21 protein-coding genes and 1 tRNA gene are annotated in these 23,749 nt (G+C 69.8%); 8 read left to right on the top strand and 14 right to left on the bottom strand.

The genetic code is table 11. The features are described from left to right. Positions 1 to 16 precede the first annotated feature (16 nt). The 5 genes from BEN78_03855 (at position 17) to BEN78_03835 (ending at position 4,161) form a co-directional block, all read left to right on the top strand. On the top strand, positions 17 to 2,164 hold the full coding sequence (locus BEN78_03855) for an oligopeptidase B (GenBank protein ASR44890.1): 2,148 nt from the start codon (positions 17 to 19) through the stop codon (positions 2,162 to 2,164). Between the two features lie 80 nt (positions 2,165 to 2,244). Beyond that, positions 2,245 to 2,321, top strand: a tRNA-Met gene (locus tag BEN78_03850). Positions 2,322 to 2,704: 383 nt separating this feature from the next. Continuing rightward, the gene (locus BEN78_03845) at positions 2,705 to 3,295 is read left to right on the top strand and encodes an RNA pyrophosphohydrolase (GenBank protein ASR42657.1); all 591 of its coding nucleotides are present in this window, start codon (positions 2,705 to 2,707) and stop codon (positions 3,293 to 3,295) included. 71 nt (positions 3,296 to 3,366) lie between these two features. Next, on the top strand, positions 3,367 to 3,576 hold the full coding sequence (locus BEN78_03840) for a bacterioferritin (protein ASR42656.1): 210 nt from the start codon (positions 3,367 to 3,369) through the stop codon (positions 3,574 to 3,576). A gap of 111 nt (positions 3,577 to 3,687) precedes the next feature. Continuing rightward, the gene (locus tag BEN78_03835) at positions 3,688 to 4,161 is read left to right on the top strand and encodes a bacterioferritin (protein ASR42655.1); all 474 of its coding nucleotides are present in this window, start codon (positions 3,688 to 3,690) and stop codon (positions 4,159 to 4,161) included. Between the two features lie 36 nt (positions 4,162 to 4,197). Here the strand turns inward: BEN78_03835 and BEN78_03830 are convergent, their stop codons facing one another. Genes BEN78_03830 through BEN78_03820 form a run of 3 tightly spaced genes read right to left on the bottom strand, consistent with a single transcriptional unit; the run spans position 4,198 to position 9,018 of the window. Then, positions 4,198 to 6,558, bottom strand: coding sequence for a hypothetical protein (locus BEN78_03830; protein ID ASR42654.1), 2,361 nt, complete (start codon positions 6,556 to 6,558; stop codon positions 4,198 to 4,200). Between the two features lie 5 nt (positions 6,559 to 6,563). Then, positions 6,564 to 8,372 (bottom strand): hypothetical protein, encoded by a 1,809-nt coding sequence (locus tag BEN78_03825; GenBank protein ID ASR42653.1) that lies wholly within the window; start codon positions 8,370 to 8,372, stop codon positions 6,564 to 6,566. A 52-nt stretch (positions 8,373 to 8,424) separates the two neighbouring features. Then, positions 8,425 to 9,018, bottom strand: coding sequence for a hypothetical protein (locus tag BEN78_03820; GenBank protein ID ASR42652.1), 594 nt, complete (start codon positions 9,016 to 9,018; stop codon positions 8,425 to 8,427). A gap of 105 nt (positions 9,019 to 9,123) precedes the next feature. Between BEN78_03820 and BEN78_03815 the strand changes: the two genes are divergently transcribed. The 3 genes from BEN78_03815 (at position 9,124) to BEN78_03805 (ending at position 11,255) form a co-directional block, all read left to right on the top strand. Next, positions 9,124 to 9,864, top strand: a complete 741-nt coding sequence (locus BEN78_03815; protein ASR42651.1) for a hypothetical protein — start codon at positions 9,124 to 9,126, stop codon at positions 9,862 to 9,864. A gap of 32 nt (positions 9,865 to 9,896) precedes the next feature. Then, on the top strand, positions 9,897 to 10,271 hold the full coding sequence (locus tag BEN78_03810) for an iron-sulfur cluster insertion protein ErpA (protein ID ASR42650.1): 375 nt from the start codon (positions 9,897 to 9,899) through the stop codon (positions 10,269 to 10,271). A 96-nt stretch (positions 10,272 to 10,367) separates the two neighbouring features. Further along, on the top strand, positions 10,368 to 11,255 hold the full coding sequence (locus BEN78_03805; GenBank protein ASR42649.1) for an NADH pyrophosphatase: 888 nt from the start codon (positions 10,368 to 10,370) through the stop codon (positions 11,253 to 11,255). A 7-nt stretch (positions 11,256 to 11,262) separates the two neighbouring features. Here BEN78_03805 and BEN78_03800 read toward each other — a convergent pair whose 3' ends face one another. The 11 genes from BEN78_03800 to BEN78_03750 form a co-directional block, all read right to left on the bottom strand. Beyond that, a complete protein-coding gene (locus BEN78_03800) occupies positions 11,263 to 11,676 on the bottom strand; it encodes a hypothetical protein (GenBank protein ASR44889.1) in 414 nt (137 codons plus the stop codon). A 35-nt stretch (positions 11,677 to 11,711) separates the two neighbouring features. Continuing rightward, entirely contained in the window at positions 11,712 to 12,038 is a 327-nt protein-coding gene (locus tag BEN78_03795) for a hypothetical protein (GenBank protein ID ASR42648.1), read from the bottom strand. 414 nt (positions 12,039 to 12,452) lie between these two features. Continuing rightward, a complete protein-coding gene (locus BEN78_03790; protein ASR42647.1) occupies positions 12,453 to 14,414 on the bottom strand; it encodes a glycerol acyltransferase in 1,962 nt (653 codons plus the stop codon). Between the two features lie 86 nt (positions 14,415 to 14,500). Beyond that, entirely contained in the window at positions 14,501 to 15,004 is a 504-nt protein-coding gene (locus BEN78_03785; GenBank protein ID ASR42646.1) for an acyl-CoA thioesterase, read from the bottom strand. Between the two features lie 82 nt (positions 15,005 to 15,086). Beyond that, on the bottom strand, positions 15,087 to 17,291 hold the full coding sequence (locus BEN78_03780) for a TIGR01666 family membrane protein (GenBank protein ID ASR42645.1): 2,205 nt from the start codon (positions 17,289 to 17,291) through the stop codon (positions 15,087 to 15,089). Positions 17,292 to 17,332: 41 nt separating this feature from the next. After that, positions 17,333 to 18,625, bottom strand: coding sequence for a phosphoribosylamine--glycine ligase (locus tag BEN78_03775; GenBank protein ID ASR42644.1), 1,293 nt, complete (start codon positions 18,623 to 18,625; stop codon positions 17,333 to 17,335). 74 nt (positions 18,626 to 18,699) lie between these two features. Continuing rightward, positions 18,700 to 19,617 carry a hypothetical protein gene (locus BEN78_03770; GenBank protein ASR42643.1) on the bottom strand — a complete coding sequence of 306 codons (918 nt, stop codon included), beginning with the start codon at positions 19,615 to 19,617 and terminating at the stop codon, positions 18,700 to 18,702. A gap of 335 nt (positions 19,618 to 19,952) precedes the next feature. Continuing rightward, positions 19,953 to 21,557 carry a bifunctional phosphoribosylaminoimidazolecarboxamide formyltransferase/IMP cyclohydrolase gene (locus BEN78_03765; GenBank protein ASR42642.1) on the bottom strand — a complete coding sequence of 535 codons (1,605 nt, stop codon included), beginning with the start codon at positions 21,555 to 21,557 and terminating at the stop codon, positions 19,953 to 19,955. Between the two features lie 70 nt (positions 21,558 to 21,627). Beyond that, complete coding sequence (locus BEN78_03760) at positions 21,628 to 21,900, bottom strand: Fis family transcriptional regulator (protein ID ASR42641.1); 273 nt, start codon at positions 21,898 to 21,900, stop codon at positions 21,628 to 21,630. A gap of 125 nt (positions 21,901 to 22,025) precedes the next feature. Continuing rightward, positions 22,026 to 22,787, bottom strand: coding sequence for a hypothetical protein (locus BEN78_03755; protein ASR42640.1), 762 nt, complete (start codon positions 22,785 to 22,787; stop codon positions 22,026 to 22,028). 47 nt (positions 22,788 to 22,834) lie between these two features. Continuing rightward, complete coding sequence (locus tag BEN78_03750; GenBank protein ASR42639.1) at positions 22,835 to 23,749, bottom strand: ribosomal protein L11 methyltransferase; 915 nt, start codon at positions 23,747 to 23,749, stop codon at positions 22,835 to 22,837.

Below are 23,749 nucleotides of genomic sequence, written 5' to 3'. Positions count from 1 at the left end.
GACGAGTCTGAGCCTGATGAGCGTTTCTCCCGTCACCCACGCTGCCGCGCCGGTTCCGCCCGATGCCGAGCAGCGCCCGCATACCGTCAAGGCGCCGCACGGTGCGACGCGCGAGGACGTCTACTACTGGCTGCGCGACGACAAGCGCGAGGATCCGGCAATGCTGGCGTATCTCAACGCCGAGAACGCCTATGCCGATGCGATGCTCGCGCCGCTCAAGCCGCTCGAGGACCGTCTCTATGACGAGATCGTCGGCCGGATCCAGCAGGACGACAGCTCGGTGCCGTACCGCGATCGCGGCTTCTGGTACTACGCGCGCTTCGAGACGGGCAAGGATTACCCGGTGCATGCGCGCCGCGCGGACGGTCCTGGGGTCGATGCGCTGTCGATCCAGGCTGCGAACGCCAAGGGCGACTTCGCCGGCGAGCAGGTGATGCTCGACGTCAACCAGCTCGCCGAGGGCAAGGACTACTACGCGGTCGGCGACTGGGACGTGACCCGCGACAACCGTATCTTGGCCTACGCCGACGACACCAATGGCCGGCGCCAGTACACGGTGCGCTTCAAGAACCTGGAGACCGGCGAGATCTATCCCGAGACCATCCCCGGCGTGTCGGCGAACCTGGTCTGGGCCGACGATGGCAAGACCCTGTTCTACGTCGAGAACGATCCGGAGACCCTGCTCACCGTGCGCGTGAAGAAACACGTGCTCGGCACGCCGGTCGCCGACGACGTGCTGGTCTACGAGGAGAAGGACGACAGCTTCTACATGGGCATCGATCGCACCCGCGACGACCGCTTCATCGTCATCGGCCTGGGCAGCACCGTGTCGAGCGAACTGCGCTATGCCCCGGCCGACAATCCCGAGACGTTCACCGTGCTCGCGCCGCGCGCGCGCGATGTCGAATACGACGCCGACCATCACGGCGGGCGCTGGGTGATCCGCACCAATGCGGACAAGGCGACGAACTTCAAGCTCGTCACCGCGCCCAGCGATGCGACCTCGCGTCGGCAGTGGACCGACCTGGTGCCGCACCGCGACGATGTGTACATCGAAGGCTACGAGCTGTTCGACGGCTTCACCGCCATCGAGGAACGTGCGCAGGCACTGACCCGCGTGCGCGTGCTCAAGGCCGACGGCAGCGACACGTTCGTGCAGGCCGACGAACCGGCCTACGCGATGGGCCTGTCGATCAATTCCGAGCCCGACACCGACTGGCTGCGCTACAGCTATACCTCGCTGACCACGCCGGCGACGACGTTCGAGGTCAACACGCGTACCGGCGAGCGTCGCCAGCTCAAGCAGCAGACGGTGATCGGCTACGACCCGGCCAACTACGTCACCGAGCGCGTGTGGACGACTGCGCGCGACGGCCAGCGCGTGCCGGTCTCGCTGGTCTACCGCAAAGGCTTCGAGAAGGACGGCACGGCGGCGATGCTGCAGTACGGCTACGGCAGCTACGGGGCCTCGATGGATCCGGGCTTCAGCGTGACCAATGTCAGCCTGCTCGACCGCGGCATGGTCTATGCGATCGCGCACATCCGCGGCGGCGAGGAAATGGGCCGCGCCTGGTATGACGACGGCAAGCTGCTCAACAAGGTCAACACCTTCACCGACTTCATCGATGTCACCGACGATCTGGTCAAGCGCGGCTATGCGGCGCCCGATCGCGTCGCCGCCTACGGCGGCAGCGCCGGCGGCCTGCTGATGGGCGCGATCTCGAACATGGCGCCCGAGAAGTACCGGGTGATCCTGTCGCAGGTGCCGTTCGTCGACGTGGTCACGACGATGCTCGACCCGAGCATCCCCCTGACCACCAACGAGTACGACGAGTGGGGCAACCCGGAGGACAAGCGCTATTACGACTACATCCTCGGCTACTCGCCCTACGACAACCTCGAAGCCAAGGCCTACCCGGCGATGTTCGTCGGCACCGGGCTGTGGGATTCGCAGGTCCAGTACTGGGAGCCGGCGAAGTACGTGGCGCGGTTGCGTGACGTCAACACCGGCACCCATCCGGTGGTGTTCCGCACCAATATGGAGGCCGGACACGGCGGCAAGTCGGGCCGTTTCCGCCGCTACCGCGAGTCGGCCGAGATGTACGCGTTCATGCTCGACCAGTTGGGCCTGCGCGAGACCCCGGCGGCACCCGCGACCCGCTGAGGCGAAGGCGGTGGCCCGTTGACGCGGGCCGCCGCGCGTTGCAGAATGCGCGGCTCGTCGCCAACGCGACGGCGCCCGATGGCTATGTAGCTCAGCCGGTTAGAGCACAGCACTCATAATGCTGGGGTCGGTGGTTCGAGTCCACCCATAGCCACCATCGGAACCGCTTCGAAAACCCGCCGCCCGGCGGGTTTTTGCTGTCTGCGACCCTCGCACCTGTCGATGCCCGGTATCGGCATGCCGGTGCGTGCCTGCGCCATGCGTCCGAGGCGCCCAGGTGCGGTGCCGGCGCGATCATGCAAGCCGGTCGTCGTATCTGAGGCAGCACGGTGGTGGAGCCGATCGTCGCCGTGGCGGCTCGATGCACGTCCGATTCCCGTCCGAGCCCTGGTGCGCAGACGGTGCCCCGAGCTGAACGCCGCCATGCAAGGTGGCTGCGGGCGTGGCGCGGACCGAGGCTGCGACCGCTTGTCGCCCCGCCGGCGCCGTGGCAGAGTCGAGCACAGTGACGCTCAGTCAATCGTATTAGGAGTCCGCATCGTGATCGATCCGGACGGGTTCAGACCCAATGTCGGCATCGTGCTGATGCACCCGGACGGGCGCGTGTTTTGGGCGCGCCGGGTGCGCCGCGACGGCTGGCAGTTCCCGCAAGGCGGGATGAATACCGACGAGACGCCGCTCGAGGCCATGTACCGCGAGTTGCGCGAGGAGACCGGGCTGTTGCCCGAGCACGTTTCCGTGCTCGGGGCGACGCCCGGCTGGCTGCGCTATCGCCTGCCGCAGCGGGCGATCCGTCGCAACGACCGTATCGTCTGCATCGGCCAGAAGCAGGTCTGGTTCCTGCTGCAGTTCGTCGGTGAGGAGACCCATCTGCGGCTCGACCTGTCGGACAAGCCAGAGTTCGATCATTGGCGGTGGGTGGACTTCTGGTACCCGCTCGATCATGTGGTGGTGTTCAAGCGCGGCGTCTACGTCAGCGCACTGCGGCATCTGGCGCCGTACGCGCGCAAGGTTGCCGGGACCCAGGCGATTCCGCAGGCCGCGGTCGAGCGCCCCCGGGGGCGGCGGCCGCAGCGGCGTGCGCGTCGCCCCGAAGCGCTGCGCAACCGCGATTCCGACGGACACAGCTGAACGTTTCTCATTTGACAGTGATTCTCGTTTGTGGCCGAATAGGGCTCCCAGCCCCGGCCAGGACCGCAGCCTTGTTCGTCTGCATCTGCAACGGCGTCACCGACACCCAGATCCGCCAGGCCGCTGCGCACGGCTGCCGCGAAGTGTCCGAGCTGACGATGCGCACCGGCTGTGGCGCCACCTGCGGCAGCTGCACCGACATGGCCGCCAGTCTGCTCGATGAGTACCACGCGGCGCGCGCGCCGACGCTCGAGTTGCCGCTGATCGCCTCGGCCGCCTGACGCTCGCCTAAGCCCCTCCAGTCGCACGAAGGAATGCGCACGATTCGCGTTCCTTCATCGACGTGCGCGTCCAGCTAGAGTGGCGCCTTTCCCCCGACAGGACGCACCGCGATGAAGGGCGACGCGCAGGTCATCCGCTACCTCAATCAGGCGCTGTACAACGAACTCACGGCGATCAACCAGTACTTCCTGCACGCCAAGATGCTCAAGCACTGGGGCCTGGAGGCGCTGGGCAAGCATGAGTACAAGGAATCGATCGAGGAAATGAAGCACGCCGACGCGTTGTCGGAGCGCATTCTGTTTCTCGAGGGGCTGCCGAACTTCCAGGCACTGGGCAAGCTGCGCATCGGCGAGACGCCGCGCGAGATGCTCGAATGCGACCTCGCGCTGGAGATGGACGGTTTGCCGGTGCTGCGCGAGGCGATCGCGCATTGCGAGCAAGTCGGCGATTTCGTCAGCCGCAAGCTGCTGGCCGACATCCTTGAAAACGAAGAGGAACACGTCGACTGGCTGGAAACGCAGCTCGACCTGATCAATCGCATCGGCGAAGAGAATTATCTGCAGAGCCAGATGGGCGACGACTGATCGCGCCTGGGTGCGGGCGCGCATCCGGCGCGCCGATCAGCCGGCGGCCGGTGCCCGCGCCAGCAGTGCCTGGCGTGCGTGTGCGAACGCCGCGTCCAGTCGCCGGGCCGCGTCTTCGGCCTCACGCAGCGTTCCCGCCCGCGCCGCCGCCTCGATCCGTTTCGCCTCCGCCGACAGGGCCAGCGCGCCGAGATTCGCGCTCGAGGACTTGAGCGAATGCGCGGCTTCGCGCATCGCGTCCTGGTCGCCTGCCGCGGCCGCGGCATTGAAGCTGGCGAGCAGGCGCGGGGTGTCGTCGAGGAACACCGCCACCAGTCGGTCGACATCGTCGCCGAGCAGATCGCGCAGGTCGTCGAGCACCTCGCCGTCGAGGACATCGGGCCCCGGCGCGTCCGGCAATGCCGGCGCGGGCGGTGAGGTGGGCGAGGCGGTCACTGGCGTGGCCGGCGGCGTCTCAGCTTCCGTAGCGGCCGGCATCATCCCGGTGCCAGCGCCCGTCCCCGCCTCGGCCGACCACCAGCGCTCCAGGCAACGCGCCAGTTCGTTGCGCGTGACCGGCTTGGCCAGGTAATCGTCCATGCCGGCATCCAGGCACTTCTGCCGATCGCCGGCCATCGCATTGGCGGTCATCGCGACGATCGGCAGGCGGCGCCCGGTGCCGGACGCGGCCTCGCGCTCGCGCCAACGCCGGGTCGCCGCGTAGCCATCCAACACCGGCATCTGACAATCCATCAGCACGATGTCGTAGCCGCCGTCGGCGAGCTTCTCCAGCGCGATCTCGCCGTTGCCGGCGGTCTCGCATGGCAGGCCCAGCACGTCCAACAAGCGTTGCCCGACCATCTGATTGACCGGGTTGTCCTCGACCAGCAGCACGCGCGGCTTCAGCGCGGCGCCGCCCTGTGGTGCAGCGGCCGTAGATGATCGTGCGCTGGGCGCCGTGGCAGGTGGGGGCGGTATCGGCGCGGGCTGCGCTGCGTCCGATGCGTCCCCAAGCACCGTCTCGCCCAGCACCGCCTCGCGCAGGCGCACATCCGGGGCCTGCCGGTGGAGCACGATGGCCTCATCGTCCGGGCCGTCGACCGGCTCGTCGCCCTGCAGGCAGATCAGCCGCGGTTGCCCGTAGTCGGCATGCCGGGCGAGATTGCGGCGCAGCGCGACGCCGCCATCACGCAGTCCGGCCAGGTCGGCAATGACGATCGTCCAGGCCGCGGACGGGCTGCCCCCCGCGCCCTGGCGCAGCAGTTCCAGCGCTTCGTGCGTGGTCTCGACCGCCTGCACGCGCAGGCCCCAGTCCGACAGCAGCATCGACAGGCGGGCGCGCAGGCGCGCATCGGCGGTCAGCAGCAGTGCGGCCCCCGGCCCCGATGCGCCGGCACCCGACTGCAGATCGCCCCGGGCCTTGCGCAGCGGGATCTCGAACCAGAACGTCGAGCCCGCGCCTGCCGCGGACGTGACGCCGATGCTGCCGTCCATGAGTTCGACGATCCGCCGCGAAATCGCCAGGCCCAGCCCGGTGCCGCCGTAGAGCCGCGTCGTCGAGGCGTCGGCCTGGCTGAAGGCCTGGAACAGCCGCGCTTGGCTTTGTGCCGGAATGCCGATACCGGTATCGCGGACCTCGAAGCGCAGCCGGTGATGGGTGGCCGTCTCGCCCAGCCGCCGCACGTCCACGGTGATGCCGCCGCGTTCGGTGAACTTCACCGCATTGCTGAGCAGGTTGCTCAGGATCTGGCGCAGCCGGACCGGATCCCCGCATACCGCCAGCCGCACCGCCGGATCGATCTGCAACTGCATGCGCAGCCCTTTGGCCTGGGCCTGGCGGTCCATCGGCTGGATCACGCTCTGCAGCAGTTCGCGCAGATTGAAGCCGGTGACCTCCAGATCGAGCCGGTCGGACTCGAGCTTGGAGTAGTCGAGGATGTCGTCGACGATGCGTTGCATCTGCTGCGCCGACAGATAAGCGGTGCGGACCAGTTCGAGGTGGTCGGCCGGCAGTGGTGCGTGCAGCAGCAGGTCGAGCATCGGGGTGATGCCGTTGAGCGGCGTGCGGATCTCGTGGCTCATCGTGGCCAGGAACTCGCCCTTGGCCAGCACCGCCGATTCGGCCGCGGTCTTGGCCTGGCGCAGTTGCTGCTCCAGATGCGTGTGTGCATCGAGCTCGCGCTGCAACTGTTCGCAGGCCTGGGCCTCGCGCTGCGCCTGGGCCTGCGCGTCTTCGAGCGCGTGCTGCTGCGCGCGCAGCGGCGCGCCGAGTGCCCACACCGCCACCGCGGCCACGGCCGCCAGCACGGCGGCCACCAGTGGCCAGGGGCCGGGGATCGCGAGCATGTGTAGCGACGCGGCCACCGCTGCTGCGATCGCAGCCAGAAGTGCGCCGCGGCGCAAGGCGGAGAGCGCCATCGCGGCTACAGCACCGAGTGGTGGAAGTCGAAGTCGAGCGCGTCGGCCACGCGCTGCACCAGGTTGCCCTGGATGTAGTCGATGCCGCTCATCCACAGCGTCGCGGCAGCCTGCGGGTTCTCGACCTGCTGGCCGATCACCTGCAGTCCGAGCCTGTGCGCGCGTTCGACCGCGCCGCGCATCTCGTCGCGGACGCGCGGCTCGTCGAGCTGACGCGAATACCGGCCCGACAGGCGCACAAAGCCCAAGGGAAGTTGCGCGAGCAGCGCGTTGGCCTCCTCGCCGTCGCTGTACTGGCCCAGGCACAGTTGGACGCCGGCCGGGACCATGCGCGCGCAGAATTCCTGCAGCGACAGCGCATGGATCAGCGCATCGTCCTGACGCACATCGATGACCAGCGCAGCGCCGGGAATCCCGGCATCGTGCAGGCGTTGCAGCAACCAGTCGGCATAGCCGGCTTGCACCAGGCTGCGCGAGGACTGCGAGACGAACAGGCGCATCGCGCCGCCGCGCTGGGTGCGCTCGGCCAACGTGGCGATTGCCAGCTCCAGCACCCGCCGGTCGATGTCGAACATCACGCCGGCCAGTTCGGCCGCTGGCAGGATGCGCGCGGCCGAGTGCAGCTCACCATCACGACCGCGCAGGCGCAGCAGGGTCTGGTACTGCGGTTCGTCGCCGCCGGCGACCGAGACGATCGGCTGGAACGCCAGTTCGATGCGGCCTTCGTCGAGCGCGCCGCGCAGGTCTTCCGACAACGACGGCATCGTGTCGTCGCCGCCCGCGGGCGGCGCCGGCATGTGCACCGCGATGCCGGCCGGCGTGCCGCGCGCATCGCGCAGCGCCTGTTCGGCGGCGGCCAGTGCGGTACCCGGGTCCTCGTAGGCGTGCGCGAGATCGGCATAGCCAATCAGCGCACGCAGACGCAGACTCTGGCCCGCGAGCGGGAAGGGATGGCTGCCGATCCCGTCACGCAGCCCGCGTGCCCAGACGTCGAGCGCGGTCCGGTCGATCTGCGGCGCGAACACCAGGAAGGTGTTGTCGTTCAAGCGCGTGGCCGCTGCGCCTTCGACCAGATGATGCAGGTGGCGGCCGGCATCGGTGAGCACGGTTTCCAGCCCGGCGTAGCCGTAGCGGTCGCGCAGCGCGGTGATGCCCTCGATCTCGACGAACGCCAGCACGCCGCGCGGGTGCGCCGGGATCGCCTCGGCGAGCTTCTGCAGCAACTGCAGCCGACTGTTGAGGCCGGTGACCGGGCTGCGACCCGGATCGGGCATCTGCTGCAGGGTGCGAGCGCGGCGGATGCGGTTCTGCACCGCCGACACCAAGTGACGCGGTCGGACCGGCTTGGTCAGGAAATCGTCGGCGCCCACTTCCAGCGCCTCGAACTGGCGCTCGGGGTCGACGTCGCCGGTCAGGAATACGACCGGGATGTGCCGATGCGCGGGTTGCTGGCGCAGCAACGCGGTCAGTTCGGCGCCGTCCATACCAGGCATGTGCAGGTCCATCAACACCAGGTCCGGGGCGAACTCGGCCACCGTCGACAGGAACTCGTTGGCGATCGCGACCACGCGCGCCTGCAGTCCGGCGCCGTTGAGCACGCTCTCGGCGAACAGCGCCTGGCTCGGATCATCCTCGACCACCAGCACCCGGTACGGCCTGCCGTCGTCGTTCAACGCCGCGGTCGTGTCCACGCGCTCGGCAGCAGACGACTCGGTGGCATCGGGCAGCGATGGGCGGCCGGCATCGGCGGCCCAGCGCCTCCAGTACGCAGTGGGAGGGAATTCCGCGCGTTGCGGTTTATCGGGATCGGGCATGGCGGGGGCAAAAACGAGAAGCTTGGGAAGTGATCACTTTACCCGGCCGTGATCAGGAGCGCGGCAAGACGGCCGCGCGTTTGCGCGCGCGGCCGAACACCCGGCGCCACAGCCAGGCCACTGCGAGCAGGCCGGTCAGGCCGATTGCCACCACCAGCGCCAGGGCCAGCCAGGGCGAGGCGAGGATCAAGCCGAGTGCGCCGACGGTCATCGCGTCCTCGGTCGAGGAGGCGGCGACATTGCTGACCGGTTCGGGCGACAGATTGAGCAGCAGCCGCGTTCCCGATTTGAGCGCATGGCTGCTCAGCGCCACGCCCGCGCCGGTGGCGAGCATCCCGGCGCCCAGATCGCCGTCGGGCGAGAGCGCGGCCGCGGCGAGGAAGGCGCCGGCTGGCACGCGCGCGAGTGTCTGCAGCAGGTCCCAGCCCGAATCGACGCCGGGGATCTTGTCGGCGAAGAATTCGGCCACCGCCAGCGCGCCCGACACGCCCAATACCCAGGGCGAGGCCGTGGCCTCGAGCGCGGGCGGCAGGTCGAGCCAGCCGAGCGCGCCGGCGACCCCGACGCCGAAGACAGTCAGATAGGCGCGCACGCCGGCCAGCCACGCCAGCACCACACCGATCGCGAACAGATGGGCTTCCGACATCGCGACCTCCCGGTTCGCCGCAGCGCGGCGCGCAGCACGATGGCAACGAGTATAGGGAGCGCGGCGGCTTGACTGCGCTTTGCCGCGCTCGCTATACCTTGCCCGATGATTCCACCTGAGCCCACCGGGCAGCCCCCGACGCCGGCCTCGCCCCGTGCGTCCGCCCGCCTTCCGCCCGGCCCGCGCTGGGCGCGGATACTCCTCGGCTTGACGGCGGTGTCGTTGCTGTTCGGCCTGTGGGGCGCGTGGCAGGTGTTCGCGCCCGGGGCTGCGCATCCGCAGCGCCAGCTCGCCGCCCAGGCCGCGCAGATCGAAGAGCTGCAGCAGCAGGTCGCCACGCTCACGCGCTCCGACCAGATCAGCCGCGACGCGAACCGCGAGCTGCAGGGAACGCTGGCCGAACGCGACGAGGAGATCGCCGCGTTGCGCGCCGACGTGGCGTTCTACGAGCGCTTTGTCGGCTCGACCTCGCAGGGGCGCGAGCTGAGCGTCCACGAGCTGCGCATGCAGCCCCGGACCGATCAGGGCTGGCACTACACCGCCACGCTCACCCAGAGCCTGGCCCGGGATGCGGCCAGCGAGGGCGAGATGCGGCTGGCGATCGAGGGCACCCGCAACGGCCGGCTGCAGACGCTGGCCTGGTCGGACCTGCGCCAGCGCGCCGACGCGCCCGGCGTGCCGTATGCGTTCAAGTATTTTCAGCAGGTCGAGGGCGATATCGTGTTGCCGCCCGGTTTCCAGCCGCTGCGAGTCACCGTGCGGCTCGCGCCCAAGGGCCGCGGCGCGGCCGTGGAACGCGCGTTCAGCTGGGCAGACGTGACGCCGCGTTCCGCGCCCGAGCCTTGAACCCGGCCGTCGGCCCCCCCATCCTGTCGGCCATGAGCGAAGTGCTGACCATCGAGGGCCCCGGCTACCAGTCCCTGGAGCGGCCGCTGGAATTCACGCCCGCCGCGGCGGCCAAGGTGCGCGAGTTGATCGAAGGCGAGGGCAATCCCGCGCTGAATCTGCGCGTCTACATCCAGGGCGGGGGCTGTTCGGGCTTCCAGTACGGCTTCGAGTTCGACGAAGAGCGTGCCGAGGACGATCTGGCGATCGTCACCGACGACGTCACCCTGGTGGTCGATCCGCTGAGTCTGCAGTACCTGATGGGCGCGGCGGTGGACTACGTCGAGAGCCTGCACGGGGCGCAGTTCACGATCCGCAATCCCAACGCGAAGTCGACCTGCGGCTGCGGCAGCAGCTTCACGGTCTGATCGGCGGGCGGCTGGCCGGCGCGAGTGCCGCCGGTCGGTGCATGACGCCGCGGTCCGTGTCGCCATTGCGACACCGCGGCCGGCCATAATCCCCGCATGGACTTCCGTTTCGTCGAGGCGCCGCTCGATCGCGCCGAACATCTGCGAACCGACAGCGCGGCGCTGTCGCGGCTATGGCCCGAGGCACGCGTGCTGGTGCTCGATGCGCATGGCGACGCGGCCGTCGATGCCGACGGCGCGCCGCCGGCGTTGACCGGGACGGCGCTGGGCGCTCGCCCGGATTCTGCGGTGTTCCTGGGCCTGCACGGCGAGCAGGGGTGGTTCGCGCTGCCTGCGGGCGATGCGCCCGAGGGCCTGTCGGTGCACGGGGTGGTGGATCTGCGCAGCGCCGCGGCGTCCTGGCCGTTACGCGACTCCACCGCCTTCGCACAGGCGCGCGCGGTGCTGCACTGGCGTGCGCGGCACCGCTACTGCGGCGCTTGCGGCGCGGCGCTGCAGTGGGCGCGGGCCGGTTGGCTCGGCCGTTGTCCGCAATGCGGCACCGAGCACTACCCGCGCACCGATCCGGCGATCATCGTCGCGGTGACCGATGGCACACGGTTGCTGCTCGGCCGCCAGGCAGCTTGGCCGCCGCGCCGCTATTCCACGCTCGCCGGCTTCGTCGAGCCGGGCGAAACGCTTGAGCAGACGGTCGCGCGTGAAGTGTTCGAGGAAAGCGCGGTGCGGGTGCGCCATTGCCGGTATCTCGCCTCGCAGCCCTGGCCGTTCCCGTCGTCGTTGATGCTCGGTTTCCTTGCCGAGGCCGAACCCGACATCCCGCGCGTCAACGACGAGCTGGAGGACGCGCGCTGGTTCGACGCCGATGCGGTCGGCGCGGCATTGCGCGATGCCAACCCGGATCTGCTGCTGTCGCCTGCGTTGTCGATCTCGCGCTGGCTGATCTCGCGCTGGTACGCATTGCAGACCGGCGCCAAGCCCGGCTGAGGGGCTGTCAGCCGAGTCCGCCGGGCGCAAGCCAGGTGAATGGTGGCCACGGCAGGTTGCGTGCGACCCAGTAGACCGACAGCAGCACCAGCCAGAACGTGGCTGTCGACAAGCGCGCGGCGACCGGCTGCAGCCAGCCGGGCCGCCATCCCATGCGCCAGGCGAGTGCGAGCGGCGAGAGCGCGAGCAGGACCAGCAGCAGCGGATTCATCGAGAACGCCTGCGGCAGGTCGCCATGAACCAGCGCGTGCAGGCAACGGGTCAGGCCGCAGCCGGGACAGACCCATCCGGTCGCGGCGTAAAACATGCACGGCGGGAAGGGGCTGCCCGGGGCATTGGGATCGAACGTGCGCAGCAGCCAGACACCGGTCGCGGCCGCCGCCAGACCGCCGCCCGCAAGGGCGACGGTGGCGACGCGCACGCGCGCCAGCGGTCGCTGGCCGTGCACGTGGGACATCAGATGTCGCTCTGGATCTGGTCGAAGATCATCTGGTACTGCTCCATGCCGCCGCCCAGCGTCAGCGAGTAGATCGTCCACAGCAGGCCGATGATGCACAGGCCGGTGGTGACCCAGCACCAAGTCTTGGCGGTGTTGGACGCGCGCTGTGCGCCTGCCAGATCGCCTTGGCCCAGCAGCGTGTTGACCTTGGCGGCGAACACGATCGCGACGATGCCCGGGATCGTGCCGACGATGCAGCACAGGCACAGCGAGAGCACGGTGGCGATGATCGACCATGCCAGGTGGTTGGGCACCGTGCCCGGCGCGATCGGCGTGCCGGGCAGCGGCGTACCGGGGGCGTCATAGGGATTGGGCGGCGGCGGGGCGGTGGGATGGTGCTCATGGTGGTGCGCTCCTGGAGGATGGCGGGAGGGTGTGACGGAATGCTCGGATTGGGGGCAACGCGTGCAGCCTAGGTGGAGACGGCGTCGTGGAGATGTGGACGCCGAGGCCCCGTCCTGTCACCTGCTGCAGGCGGGCGGCATGGAACCGGCCGTCTGGCACGCCACCCGCTGAACAGGGCGGCGGAGACGGGGCGGAAATCGACGCTGCGCTGCACGCGCGCACGCGCTGTGCAGGCTTCGATGACGTGAGCCCGATTGGCATGTGACTCCCCGAGAACGGTCGGTCCGACGTGGGCGGACCTGAATGGACGCAAGCGTACCCGAGCCGGACACCGGCGGGCAGAGGGCATACGCTCAGGCAGCATCGCCACGCAGCGCCCGCACCTCGGCCTCGAGCCTCGGAGCGGTGAGATCGGCCGACGCGTCGATCCGCGGTGCGGCGACGACCTCGATGCGGGCGCGCAGGCGCCGCGGCACGCGCATGCGGGCGAACCGGCTGCCGGCATGGGCATGGTGCCGGCTCCACATGCTGGTCCACATGCCACGCAGCGCCAGCGCGACCACCGGCACCTGCTGGCCGCGCGCCTGGGCGCGCGCCAGGATGCGCTCCACCCCCGTGCGGAAGGTGGCGATCTCGCCATCGCTCGTCAGCCGGCCCTCGGGAAAGATGCCGACCAGTTCACCCTGCGCCAGGGCGGCATCGATGGCGTCGAACGCGCGCTGCATCAGCGCCGGGTCGTCCTTGGCACCGGCGATCGGAATCGCCTTGGCGTGCCGGAAGATCCAGCGCAGCCCGGGAATCGCGAAGATCCGGTGGTCCATCACGAACCGCACCGGTCGCGGGATCGCCGCCGACAGGATCAGCGCATCCATGTAGCTGACATGGTTGCAGACGATCAGGGCCGCGCCGTCTGCCGGGATCGCCGGATCGACGTCGCGCTCGCGCAGCCGGTAGAGCGTGCGGACCAGCAGCATGCTGGCCAGGCGCATCAGGAACTCGGGCACGATGGTGAAGATCCAGATCGCGACCATCAGGTTGGCGATCGCCAGGGCCAGGAACATCTGCGGCACGGTCAGGCCCGGCAACGGCAGCGTCAGGCCGCCCAGCGACAGCGACTCACGCTGTACCAGCACGCCGATCACCGCTGCGGCAACGATGAACAGCGAGTTCTGGATGTTGAGCCCGGCGATCACCCGCGACAGTTTCGAACGCGGCGTGCGGCTCTGGATCAGCGCGAACAGCGGGACGACGAAGATGCCGGTGAACAGGCCCACCCCGATCAGGTCGGCCACGATGCGCCAGCCGCCGGGCGCGTCGAGGAAGGCGGCGATTGTCAGGCCGGTCTGCGGCGGCAGGCCGGGCCGGGCGAAGTACAGGTCGAGCAGCATCGCGCTGATCCCGAAGGCGCCGACGGGCACCAGGCCGATCTCGACGATGCGTCCGGACAGCTTTTCGCACAGCAGCGAGCCGGCGCCCACGCCGACCGAGAACAGGGCCAGCGCGAAGATGTACAGCGCGGTGTCGTTGACCACGCCGCCCAGATAGACCTCGGCGTAGGTCGGCAACTGCGCGGTCAGCACCGTGCCGACGAACCAGAACCAGGACACGCCCAGGATCGCGTTGCGCACCGCCAGCTGGCGCCGGGCCAAGCGCATCACCGCCCGCGATTCGGGAATCGGGTTCCAGTTGATCGTCAGCGTCGGCGCGCCGGCATCCACCTTCGGGATCAGCCGGGCGACCAGGTTGCCTGCGACCGCCAGCGCGACCACCGATGCCGCAGCGGCTTCGGGCCCGTGGCTGCCGGCGAGCTTGAACACCAGACCGCCGTAGATCATGCCGGCCAGGATCGAGATCGACGTGCCCATCTCGACCAGACCGTTGCCGCCGGTGAGCTCTTCGGGCCGCAGCACCGAGGGCAGGATCGAATACTTCACCGGGCCGAACAGGGTCGACTGGGTGCCGGTCAGAAACAGTGCGACCAGCAGCACCGGCATGCTCTGCAGCAGGAAACCTGCGGCTGCCAGCGACATGATCGCGATCTCCATCGCGGTCGTGATGACGATCAGCTTCTGCTTCTCGAGCTTCTCGGCGATCTGGCCGGCGATCGCCGAGAACAGGAAGTAGGGCAGGATGAACAGCGCCGGCGCGAGATTGGTGTAGAGCGTGCGTTCCGCGGTGCCCACGCCGAGGAAGAACAGCAGTGCGATCACCGACTGCCGATAGACGTTGTCGTTGAAGGCGCCGAGCGCCTGGACCGTGAAGTAGGGCAGGAAGCGCCGCTGCCGCAGCAGGGCGAACTGGGACTGGCCTGACATGGCGGCTCCTGGACGGACTGCGCGGAGCCTAGCAGGTCGGCATTGCGGTCCGGCCAGGGGGCGTCATAGCGTGTGACGCGACGCGATCACGCCGTCGCGTCCGTCGCATCGCCCGTGCCGCGCACCGCCCGGTAGCGTTGCTCCAGTTCCTGGCGGATCTGACGCCGCTGCCGGCCCTGCTCGAAGCGCCGGCGCTCCTCGGCACTGGCCGGCTCGCGCGGCGGGACCGGCACCGGGCGCCCGTCGGCGTCGACCGCGACCATCGTGAAGAAGCAACTGTTGGTGTGGCGGACCGAGCGGGCCTGGATGTTCTCGGCGATGATCTTGATGCCCACTTCCATCGACGTGCGGCCGGTGTAGTTGACCGAGGCCAGGAACGTCACCAGTTCGCCGACATGGACCGGTTCGCGGAAGGTCACCTGGTCGACCGACAGCGTGACCACGTAACGCCCGGCGTAGCGACTGGCGCAGGCATAGGCCACCTCGTCGAGATACTTGAGCAGCGTGCCGCCGTGCACGTTGCCGGAGAAGTTGGCCATGTCCGGCGTCATCAGCACGGACATGGTCAGCGTGGCGTTGCCTGGGATCATGCGATGGGCCTGGTGGGAGCGGCCTGGAGGATGGCACGCGCGGTGGCGGCCGTCATCGGGTCGGCGTGTGTATCGCGCCCGCTCAGCCGGCCGCCGCGAGGCGAGACGCCGCCGCCGGCGCGCCAGCGGCCTCGGCGGCGTTGCGCAGATCCGGCAGCAGACGCAGCAGCAAGGCCAGTTGAGTGCCCAGCAGCCGTTGCCGTGGATCGGAGGTGGCATCGCCGGCGCGTTCGAGCGCTTCGGCCATCGCGGTCTCCGCGGTCGCGTCGACGACCGGGGGCGCACGGCGCGCGGACAGGGCGGCCGCAATCTCCGCCAGCGCGCGCTGCAGATGCGTGCCGGCCGCGAACACCGCCTCATCGGCCTCGCTGTCCAGCGTGCCTCGGTGCGCGCCCAGTCCCGACAGATAGCCGAGCGCGGTATTGGACACGGCGAGGAACCGGAAGGCCGCGTCGAGGTCGCGCCGGTAGCGTCCGGGTTCGCGCAGCCGGTTGGACAGGGCCACCGACAGTGCCGCCTCGGCGTTGTGCATGTCGCGCCGGGCGACCCGGTAGGGCAGGTCGTCGCGCATGCCGCTGCGGTACTGCTCCAGGACCTGGCCCAGGTAGCGCGCGTGGGCATCGACGACCCCGGCCATGACCAGGTGGAGTTGCCGGCCGCGCCAGTCGGGCAGGATCAGGAACGAGGCGGCCGCGGCGATCGCGCAGCCGATCAGCGTGTCGAGCAGGCGCGGCCAGATCAGCACGAAGCCATCGCCGATCAGGTTGAAGCACAGCAGCGCCATCACCGTGATCGCTGCGGTCGCGAGCGCGTAGCGATCGGTCCGGCTGACGAAGAACACCACCGCGGCCAGCAACGCCAGCAGCAACTGGACCTCCACGCCGACGAACAGCTGCATCAACGCCCAGGTGGCGGCCAGGCCGAGCAGGGTGCCGGCGATGCGCTGGGCCAGGCGCCGGCGCGTCGCACCGAAGCTCGGTCTGCAGACGAAAGCGATGGTCAGCAGTATCCAGAAGCCGTTGCGTGCGCCGATCGCATGCATGACCGCATAGCCGGCGCACAGCGCGATCGCCATGCGCAGGCCATGCCGGAACAGCACCGAGGTCGGGCTGAGCTGCCGCCCCAGGCGCGTGGCCATCTCGCGCAGGGTGTGCGGCGAGGCATCGCGCAGGCGTGTGTCCATGCCATCGAGCGGTGCGTCGGACAGGGTGTCCTCGGCCAGTCGACGGTCGATCGCCTGCAGATTGCGCACCAAGGATTCGAGCGAGGCGAGCAAGCGGGTCTGCCGGCCGTCGCCGCGCGCGTGCAGGTGGTCGAGCGACTGGCGCAGATCGACCATCGCCTGGCGTGTGCCGGCACCGTACTGGAACGGGCGGCGCAGACGGATCGCCTCGCCGAGCGCGCGGCAGGCGCGGCCCTGAAGCTCGAGCAGCCGTTGGCCGCGGTAGAGCACGTCGCTGTGGAAGAACGCCTCGGCCAGCGCCTCGTAAGGGTAGTGGGACGAGCTGGCGCGCTCGTGGAATTCCTGCGCCATGTAGTACAGGCGGAAGTACAGCCCCGATTGCACGCCCGGGCGGCCGGAGCGGCCGAACCGGCTGATGATTGCATTCTTGGTGGCCTCAAGCGCCGCGACCACGCGCGCGTTCTGCTCCGACAGCGCGAGCCGGCGTGCGTGCAGGTCACGGTCGCGGATCGGCTCGAACAGCGCCGCCTTCAACTGCAGGTAGCGACCCAGTTCGGCGAACAGCCGGGCCAGCCGCTCGCGGACGGGACGGTTGGCGAACAGGATCGTCCACAGGATCGACAGCGCGCCGTACCAGGCCGCGCCGGCGAGCAACTGGCCCGCGCCGCGCCAGGCCGCCTCGGCGTCGCCAACGCCGTGCTGGTCGATGCCGATCGCCGCATACAGCATCAGCGCCACCGTGCCCTGGGCGATGGATGCGTAGCGTTCGCCCAGGGCGCCGAGCAGGGTCAGTGCGAACGTGGTGGCCGCCAGGCAGGCAATGAAGGCCAGCGGGTAGGGAAACAGCAGCGTGATCGCGCCGGCAGCGGCGCCGAAGCACAGCAGCGACAGCAGCACCGCCTTGGTCCGGCCAAAGCCGTTGTCGTCGGTCTCGGCGATCGCGCTGGCGATGATGCCCAGGAACACCGCCGGCAATGCGGCCAACTGCTGGAACTGCCAGCACAGCGCCATCGCACCGCCGAACGCGATCGATACGCGCAGCGCGGTGCTGGCCTTCTCATGGGCCCACAGCCGGGTCAGGCGCTCGTTGATCGGGGAGGGCATGCGGGCGCGGGACGGTCGTGCGGGTTCGGCGCGGTGGGGCCTTAGCTGCGCTCGCGTTCGATCGCGCGCCAGCCGATGTCCTTGCGATGGAACTCGCCCGGCCAGGAGATGCCGGCGATCTCGCCGTAGGCGCGATGCTGGGCATCGGCCACAGACTCACCGAGCGCGACGACGCACAGCACGCGCCCGCCCGCGGTCACCGCCTGGCCGTGTGCGTCGAGCCGGGTGCCGGCATGGAAGACCTTGGTGTCAGGTAATGGCGGCGTGTCCCAGGTGTTGATCGCATCGCCCGTGCGCGGCGTATCGGGATAGTGCTCGGCGGCCATGACCACGCCCAGCGCCGGGCGCGGGTCCCACTGCGCCTGCACGCCAGCGAGCGCGCCGTCGATCGCAGCTTCGATCAGCGCGGCGAAATCCGAGGTCAGCCGCATCATCACCGGCTGTGTTTCCGGGTCGCCGAACCGGACATTGAACTCGATGACCTTCGGCGCGCCGGAGGCATCGATCATCAGCCCGGCGTAGAGGAAGCCGGTGAACGGCACGCCGTCGGCGGCCATGCCGCGTACGGTCGGTTCGACGACCTCGCGCATGATCCGCGCGTGCACATCCGGAGTCACGACCGGAGCCGGCGAGTAGGCGCCCATGCCGCCGGTGTTGGGGCCGGTGTCGCCATCGCCCACGCGTTTGTGGTCCTGGCTGGTCGCCATCGGCAGCGCGGTCGTACCGTCGACCATCGAAATGAAGCTCGCTTCCTCGCCGTCGAGGAACTCCTCGATCACCACGCGCGCACCGGCGCTGCCGAAGGCGTTGCCCGAGAGCATGTCGTGGATCGCCGCTTCCGCTTCGTCCAACGTGGTAGCGACGATGACGCCCTTGCCGGCGGCCAGGCCGTCGGCCTTGACCACGATTGGCGCGCCGTGCTGACGTACGTACTCGATCGCAGTGTCGGCGTCGGTGAACACCGCATAGGCGGCGGTCGGGATGCCGTGGCGGGCCAGGAAATCCTTCGCGAACGCCTTGCTGCCCTCGAGCTGAGCGGCGCCGGCGGTCGGCCCGAAGATGCGCAGGCCCGCGTCGCGGAAATGATCGACGACGCCGGCGACCAGCGGCGCCTCGGGTCCGACGACGGTGAAGGCCACGCCCTCGTCGCGTGCCAGCGCGAGCAAGGCGTCCAGATCGGTGGCGGCGACATCGACGTTGCGGCAACCGGTCTCGCGCGCGGTGCCCGCGTTGCCCGGTGCGACCAGCACCTCGCCGACCTGCGGCGACTGTGCGAGCTTCCAGGCCAGCGCATGCTCGCGGCCGCCCGAACCGATGACCAGAACCTTCTTCATGCGTAGCCGAGGGAAGCGGAGGGGCGACTAGTCTATCGGCCCTGCGCAGCGGGCGCGGTGGATTTGTCCTGCACTCAGTCGCAACTGTCGCGCTGCAATGCCGCGGGGATGGGCCAGGTACCGGTGGCCGGGTCGAACGCCAGGCGGTACTCGCGGTCCACATATCGGCCGCAAGCTTCGCCGTGTTCGCGGATCACCAGTGGCCACGCGGGAGCCCTCCGGTCGCGGTCGTCGACCGTCAGGTCGAAGGCCAGATCAAGCGCGTCGTCCGGCGCCTGGGCATGCTCGAGGCTGCTGCGCACCGTCGCCGCTTCGCGGAAGCCGCCGGCGTGCGGCAACAGGAGGCTGCGGGCGCCGACCGTGATGCCCTGGCCGGTGAAGCCGTCCTCGATCATCACGCCGTACAGCGCCGCGCCAAAGCGTTGGACGCGCACGTCGGTGACGTCGCCACTGCTGCCGTAATCGGTGAGGTGCTGCCGGGCCCCGGCCACGGCAAGGCCGTCGCCGGCCTCGAGCAGGAAGAGGTCGACCAGCGCACCGGTGACATGGCCGGCGCCGTCGGGGACGCCGCAGACCGCGACCAGTTCGGCGGGGGTGTCGGCAGTGCCGATCGCAGCGCGTGCGCAGACCTCGCGCTCGGCCGCGTCCTCACCCAGGCCGGCCGCGACCGGGTGGCCCGGCCAGGTGCCGACGAGTTGCGCGAGCTCGCCGTATTGGGTCACCAGGTAGTCGCGGACCCAGCCACCGGGCAGGCCGACCGGCTCGCCTTCATCGGCCGCTTTGTCGTCGACGTGGGGCGGCTCACGTGCAGGCGTGGCCACCGCCTCGGCCGTCGTCGCCGGCAGCGCGGCGGCGGCCGGCGGTTGCGCCTGGCCGCAGGCTGTCAACGCCAGCGTCGTGGCCAGTACAACCGGCCAACCGCGCTTCGGCGCAAGGGACCACCAAGATGCACGGGCCATCGCAACCTCCAGGAGCGGACTGGCGCCGACCATAGCGCGCGAGTCCGCAGGCCGGAGTGATCCCGGATTGAACGCCACGCCAGTTGCCTGAGTCAGGGGGCGATCCGCGCCAGCGGCGCGGATGGGGGTGTGGGAGCCGCTGGCCGGGGCCCGAGGTTTGCGCAAGCAAACCTTGGGATGGATGCCAGCCTCGCTGGCATCGGCGTCGGCATGGATCGTCAGGTAGGCGCACATCCCCGGAACGACGCCAGCCCCCTGAGTCAGGGGGGCGATCCGCGCCAACGGCGCGGATGGGGGTGTGGGAGCCGCTGGCCGGGGCCCGAGGTTTGCGCCAGCAAACCTTGGGATGGATGCCAGCCTCGCTGGCATCAATGCCTGAAGTGGCGCACCCCCGTGAACACCATCGCGATGCCGTGTTCGTCGGCTGCGGCGATCACCTCGTTGTCGCGCATCGAGCCGCCGGGCTGGATCACCGCCTGGATACCGGCTTCGGCCGCGGCGTCGATGCCGTCGCGGAACGGGAAGAACGCATCGGAGGCCATCACCGAGCCGGGCACCACCAGCCCGGCGTCGCCGGCCTTGATGCCGGCGATACGCGCCGAATACACGCGGCTCATCTGGCCGGCACCGACGCCGATCGTGCGGTGGTCCTTCGCGTAGACGATCGCGTTGGACTTCACGAACTTGGCCACCTTCCACGCGAACAGCAGGTCGGCGAACTGCGCTTCGGTCGGCGTGCGCGTGGTGACCACCTTCAACTCGTCGCGCGTGACCACGCGGTCATCGGCGGTCTGCATCAACAGGCCCGAACCGACGCGCTTCGTGTCGATGAAGCGGGTCGACGCCGGCGCCATCGGGATACGCAGCACGCGCACGTTGGCCTTCTTCGACGCGTAGTCGAGCGCGGCGTCGTCATAGTCGGGCGCGATCAGCACCTCGACGAACTGGCGGTCGAGGATGACTTTCGCGGTCGCGGCGTCGAGTTTGCGGTTGAACGCGATGATGCCGCCGAAGGCGGATGTCGGATCGGTCGCGTAGGCGAGTTCGTAGGCATCGCCACAGGCCGCGCCCACCGCGACGCCGCAGGGATTGGCGTGCTTGACGATCACGCAGGCGCAGCTGTCGAACTGGCGCACGCATTCCCAGGCCGCGTCGGCGTCGGCGATGTTGTTGTACGACAATTCCTTGCCCTGCAACTGCTCGAAGGTCGCCAGCGACCCCGGTGCGGGATACAGGTCGCGGTAGAACGCGGCCTGCTGGTGCGGATTCTCGCCGTAGCGCAGGTCCATGACCTTGACGAAGTTGCCGTTGCTCTGGCCGCCGAACGGCGCGCGCTTGGCCGCGCCGGCATCCGACGGCTCGGCGATCGCCGACAACACATCGCTGATGCGCGCGTCGTACTGGGCGACGCGGTTGAACGCGGCGACCGACAGCGCGAACCGGGTCGCGGCCGACAGCGCGCCGTTGTGCGCATCGAGCTCCTGGATCAGTGCGGGGTATTGCGCCGGGTCGGTCGCGACCGCGACGTGTGCGAAGTTCTTCGCGGCCGCGCGCAGCATCGCCGGCCCGCCGATGTCGATGTTCTCGACGATGTCGTCGAACTTCGCATCTGTGGCAAAGGCCACGCGCTCGAACGGATAGAGGTTGAGCACCAGCAGGTCGATCGCTTCGATGCCGTGCTCGGCCATCACCGCATCGTCGGTGCCGCGACGCCCCAGCAGGCCGCCATGGACCTTGGGGTGCAGCGTCTTGACGCGCCCGTCCATGATTTCGGGAAAGCCGGTGACGTCGCTGACGTCGCGCACCGCCAACCCGGCCTCGCGCAGCGCCTTGGCGGTGCCGCCGGTCGACAGCAGCTCGACGTTGCGCGCAGCCAGCGCGCGGGCCAGATCGAGCAGGCCGGTCTTGTCGGAAACGGACAGCAGGGCGCGGCGGATCTGCACGGGCGCGCCGGACGAAGCGGAGACGGTCATGGGGTGGCTGCGGAGCGGAAAGAGCCCGCGATTATAGCGGCCGCGGCCAGCGCGCCCTGCGTGGCGGGCGTTACTGGGTCAACCCGTACTCGCGCAGCTTCTTGCGCAACGTCGCACGATGGATGCCCAGCATCGCGGCCGCGCGGCTCTGATTGCCATCGCAGAAATTGAGCACCTCGGCAAACAGCGGAATCTCCAGCTCGCGCAGTGCGACCTCGTAGAGGTTGTCGGTGTCGTTGCCGTTGAGATCGCCCAGATAGCGCTGGATCGAGGTGGCGACATGCTCGCGCAGCGGGGTCCGTGGCGCCTCGCGCATGCTGCTGTCGGATCGGTCTGCGTTCAAGGCGGCTCTCGAGCGGATAAAGCGCCGACGGCGGGTGGCGTCGGCAGCGCGGGCATGGCGGCTGGGTGAGTCTATCGCGCGGCGCGGCGACCGGACAAACGCGCCGACCAGCGGTACAGGCCTGTCTACAGCAGTTCGAAGGCGAACGAGACCGCCCCGGGCCCAGGCTCTTCGAGCGTCAGGCGAACGTGCGCAGTGGCGCCGGGCGCGAGCGTCGGCGCAGGCGGCGCGCCGCCCAGATACTCCTGGGCCGTGAACACGCGGCTGCCGATCACGTGGCCATCGATGTCTGACAGCACCAGCCGCAGTTGCGGCCAGGCTTGCGGCCAGCGCGCGTCGTTGCGGAAGGCCGCGCTGACCTGCAGACGGGTCGGATCCTCGGGCTCGGCACGGACATCGCGCGCGAGCAGCGCCAGCGCCGCGGGCTCGCGCCAGGGCGGCAGCGCGCAGCCCAGCGCGCCGCACAGGCGCTCCAGCGCGGGGCGCCAGGCCGGGTGGGCAGCCAGCCGCGCGCGCTCGGCAAACAGGCCCTGCAGGACCAGCAGCAGGGCCAGCCCGACAGCGGCGACCCACAGCCATCGCCGTGCGCGGGGCGAGGCAGCGGCGACACGCGAGCGGGCGAAACTCGGGACGGTACGCGACGCGTCGTCCGGGGCGGGGAGGATGCCTTGCGCGTCGGCTCGGCGGGCGGCGCGGGCGCCGCCGCGGCGGACGTCATCGCCATCGGCGACGCCGCGGGGTCGGGGCGCGGTCTGAGCAGACTGGCTACCGAGACCGTCGGCTCGGGCGGGGCGGCGGCATTCAAGACACCGGCGCAACGCGGGCAGCGCGCCGGTGGCAGGCCGGTCGCCCGGTCGGTGGCGACCAGGTCGCCGCAGTGCCGGCAATGGATGAACATCCGGCTATTGAAGCATGGGCTTGCGCGGATGCGGGCTCAGCGCCGCACGCCGTCGATGCGGACCCAATCGCCTTCGCGCGCGACCGCCAACTGCTCGAACCAGGGGCGATAGCGTCGCAGCAGCGCTTCTTCCTGGCCGTCGAGAATGCCCGACAGCGCGATCCGCCCACCCGGTGCGACGCGCTCTGCCAGCGTCTCGGCCAGGGCATCGAGCGCGGTGGCCAGGATGTTGGCGACCACCACCGGATAGCTCGCCTGTGGCGCGTCGCTGGGCAGAAACACCGTCAGGGCCGTGTCCACGCCATTGCGCGCGGCGTTGTCGCCCGAGGCCTGGAGCGCCTGCGGATCGTTGTCGACGCCGATCGCCTGCGCGGCGCCCAGCTTGAGCGCGGCGAGCGCGAGGATGCCGCTGCCGCAGCCGTAGTCGAGCACGGTGCAGCCGTCGAGCACGCCATCGGTGGCCAACCCATCGAGCCACTGCAGGCACAGCGAGGTCGTGGGGTGGGTACCCGAGCCGAAGGCCAGGCCGGGATCGAGGCGGACGATCGCCGCATCGTCGCTGGCCTCCTCGGGGACCTCGCTGTTCCACGGCACGATCCAGGTGCGCGCGCCGAAGCGCAGCGGCACGTACTGGTCCATCCAGGCCCGCTCCCAGTCCTGGTCCTCGACCTTGGCGAAGCCGGCGCGGGTCCAGTCGAGCCCGCCGTCGAAGGACTCGAGCGCGGCCAGCAGCGCCAGCGCGTCGGTGTCGACCTCGAACAACGCGGTCAGCACCACAGAGTTCCACAACGGTGTCTCGCCCACGCCCGGCTCCAGGATCGCCTGCTCGTTGGAGGTATCGGCGTCGGCGTCGAGCATCGTCACTGCCAGGGCCCCCACGTCTTCGAGCGCGCGCGCATAGCGTGGCTGCTCGGCTTCGCTGCAGCGCAGGCTCAGTTCGAGGTGAGGCAT

The sequence above is a fragment of the Xanthomonas citri pv. mangiferaeindicae genome, from assembly GCA_002240395.1.
GTDB lineage: Bacteria > Pseudomonadota > Gammaproteobacteria > Xanthomonadales > Xanthomonadaceae > Luteimonas > Luteimonas citri_A.
Note: the sequence above shows the minus strand (reverse complement) of the source record. Positions and strands in the feature narration are given on the sequence as shown.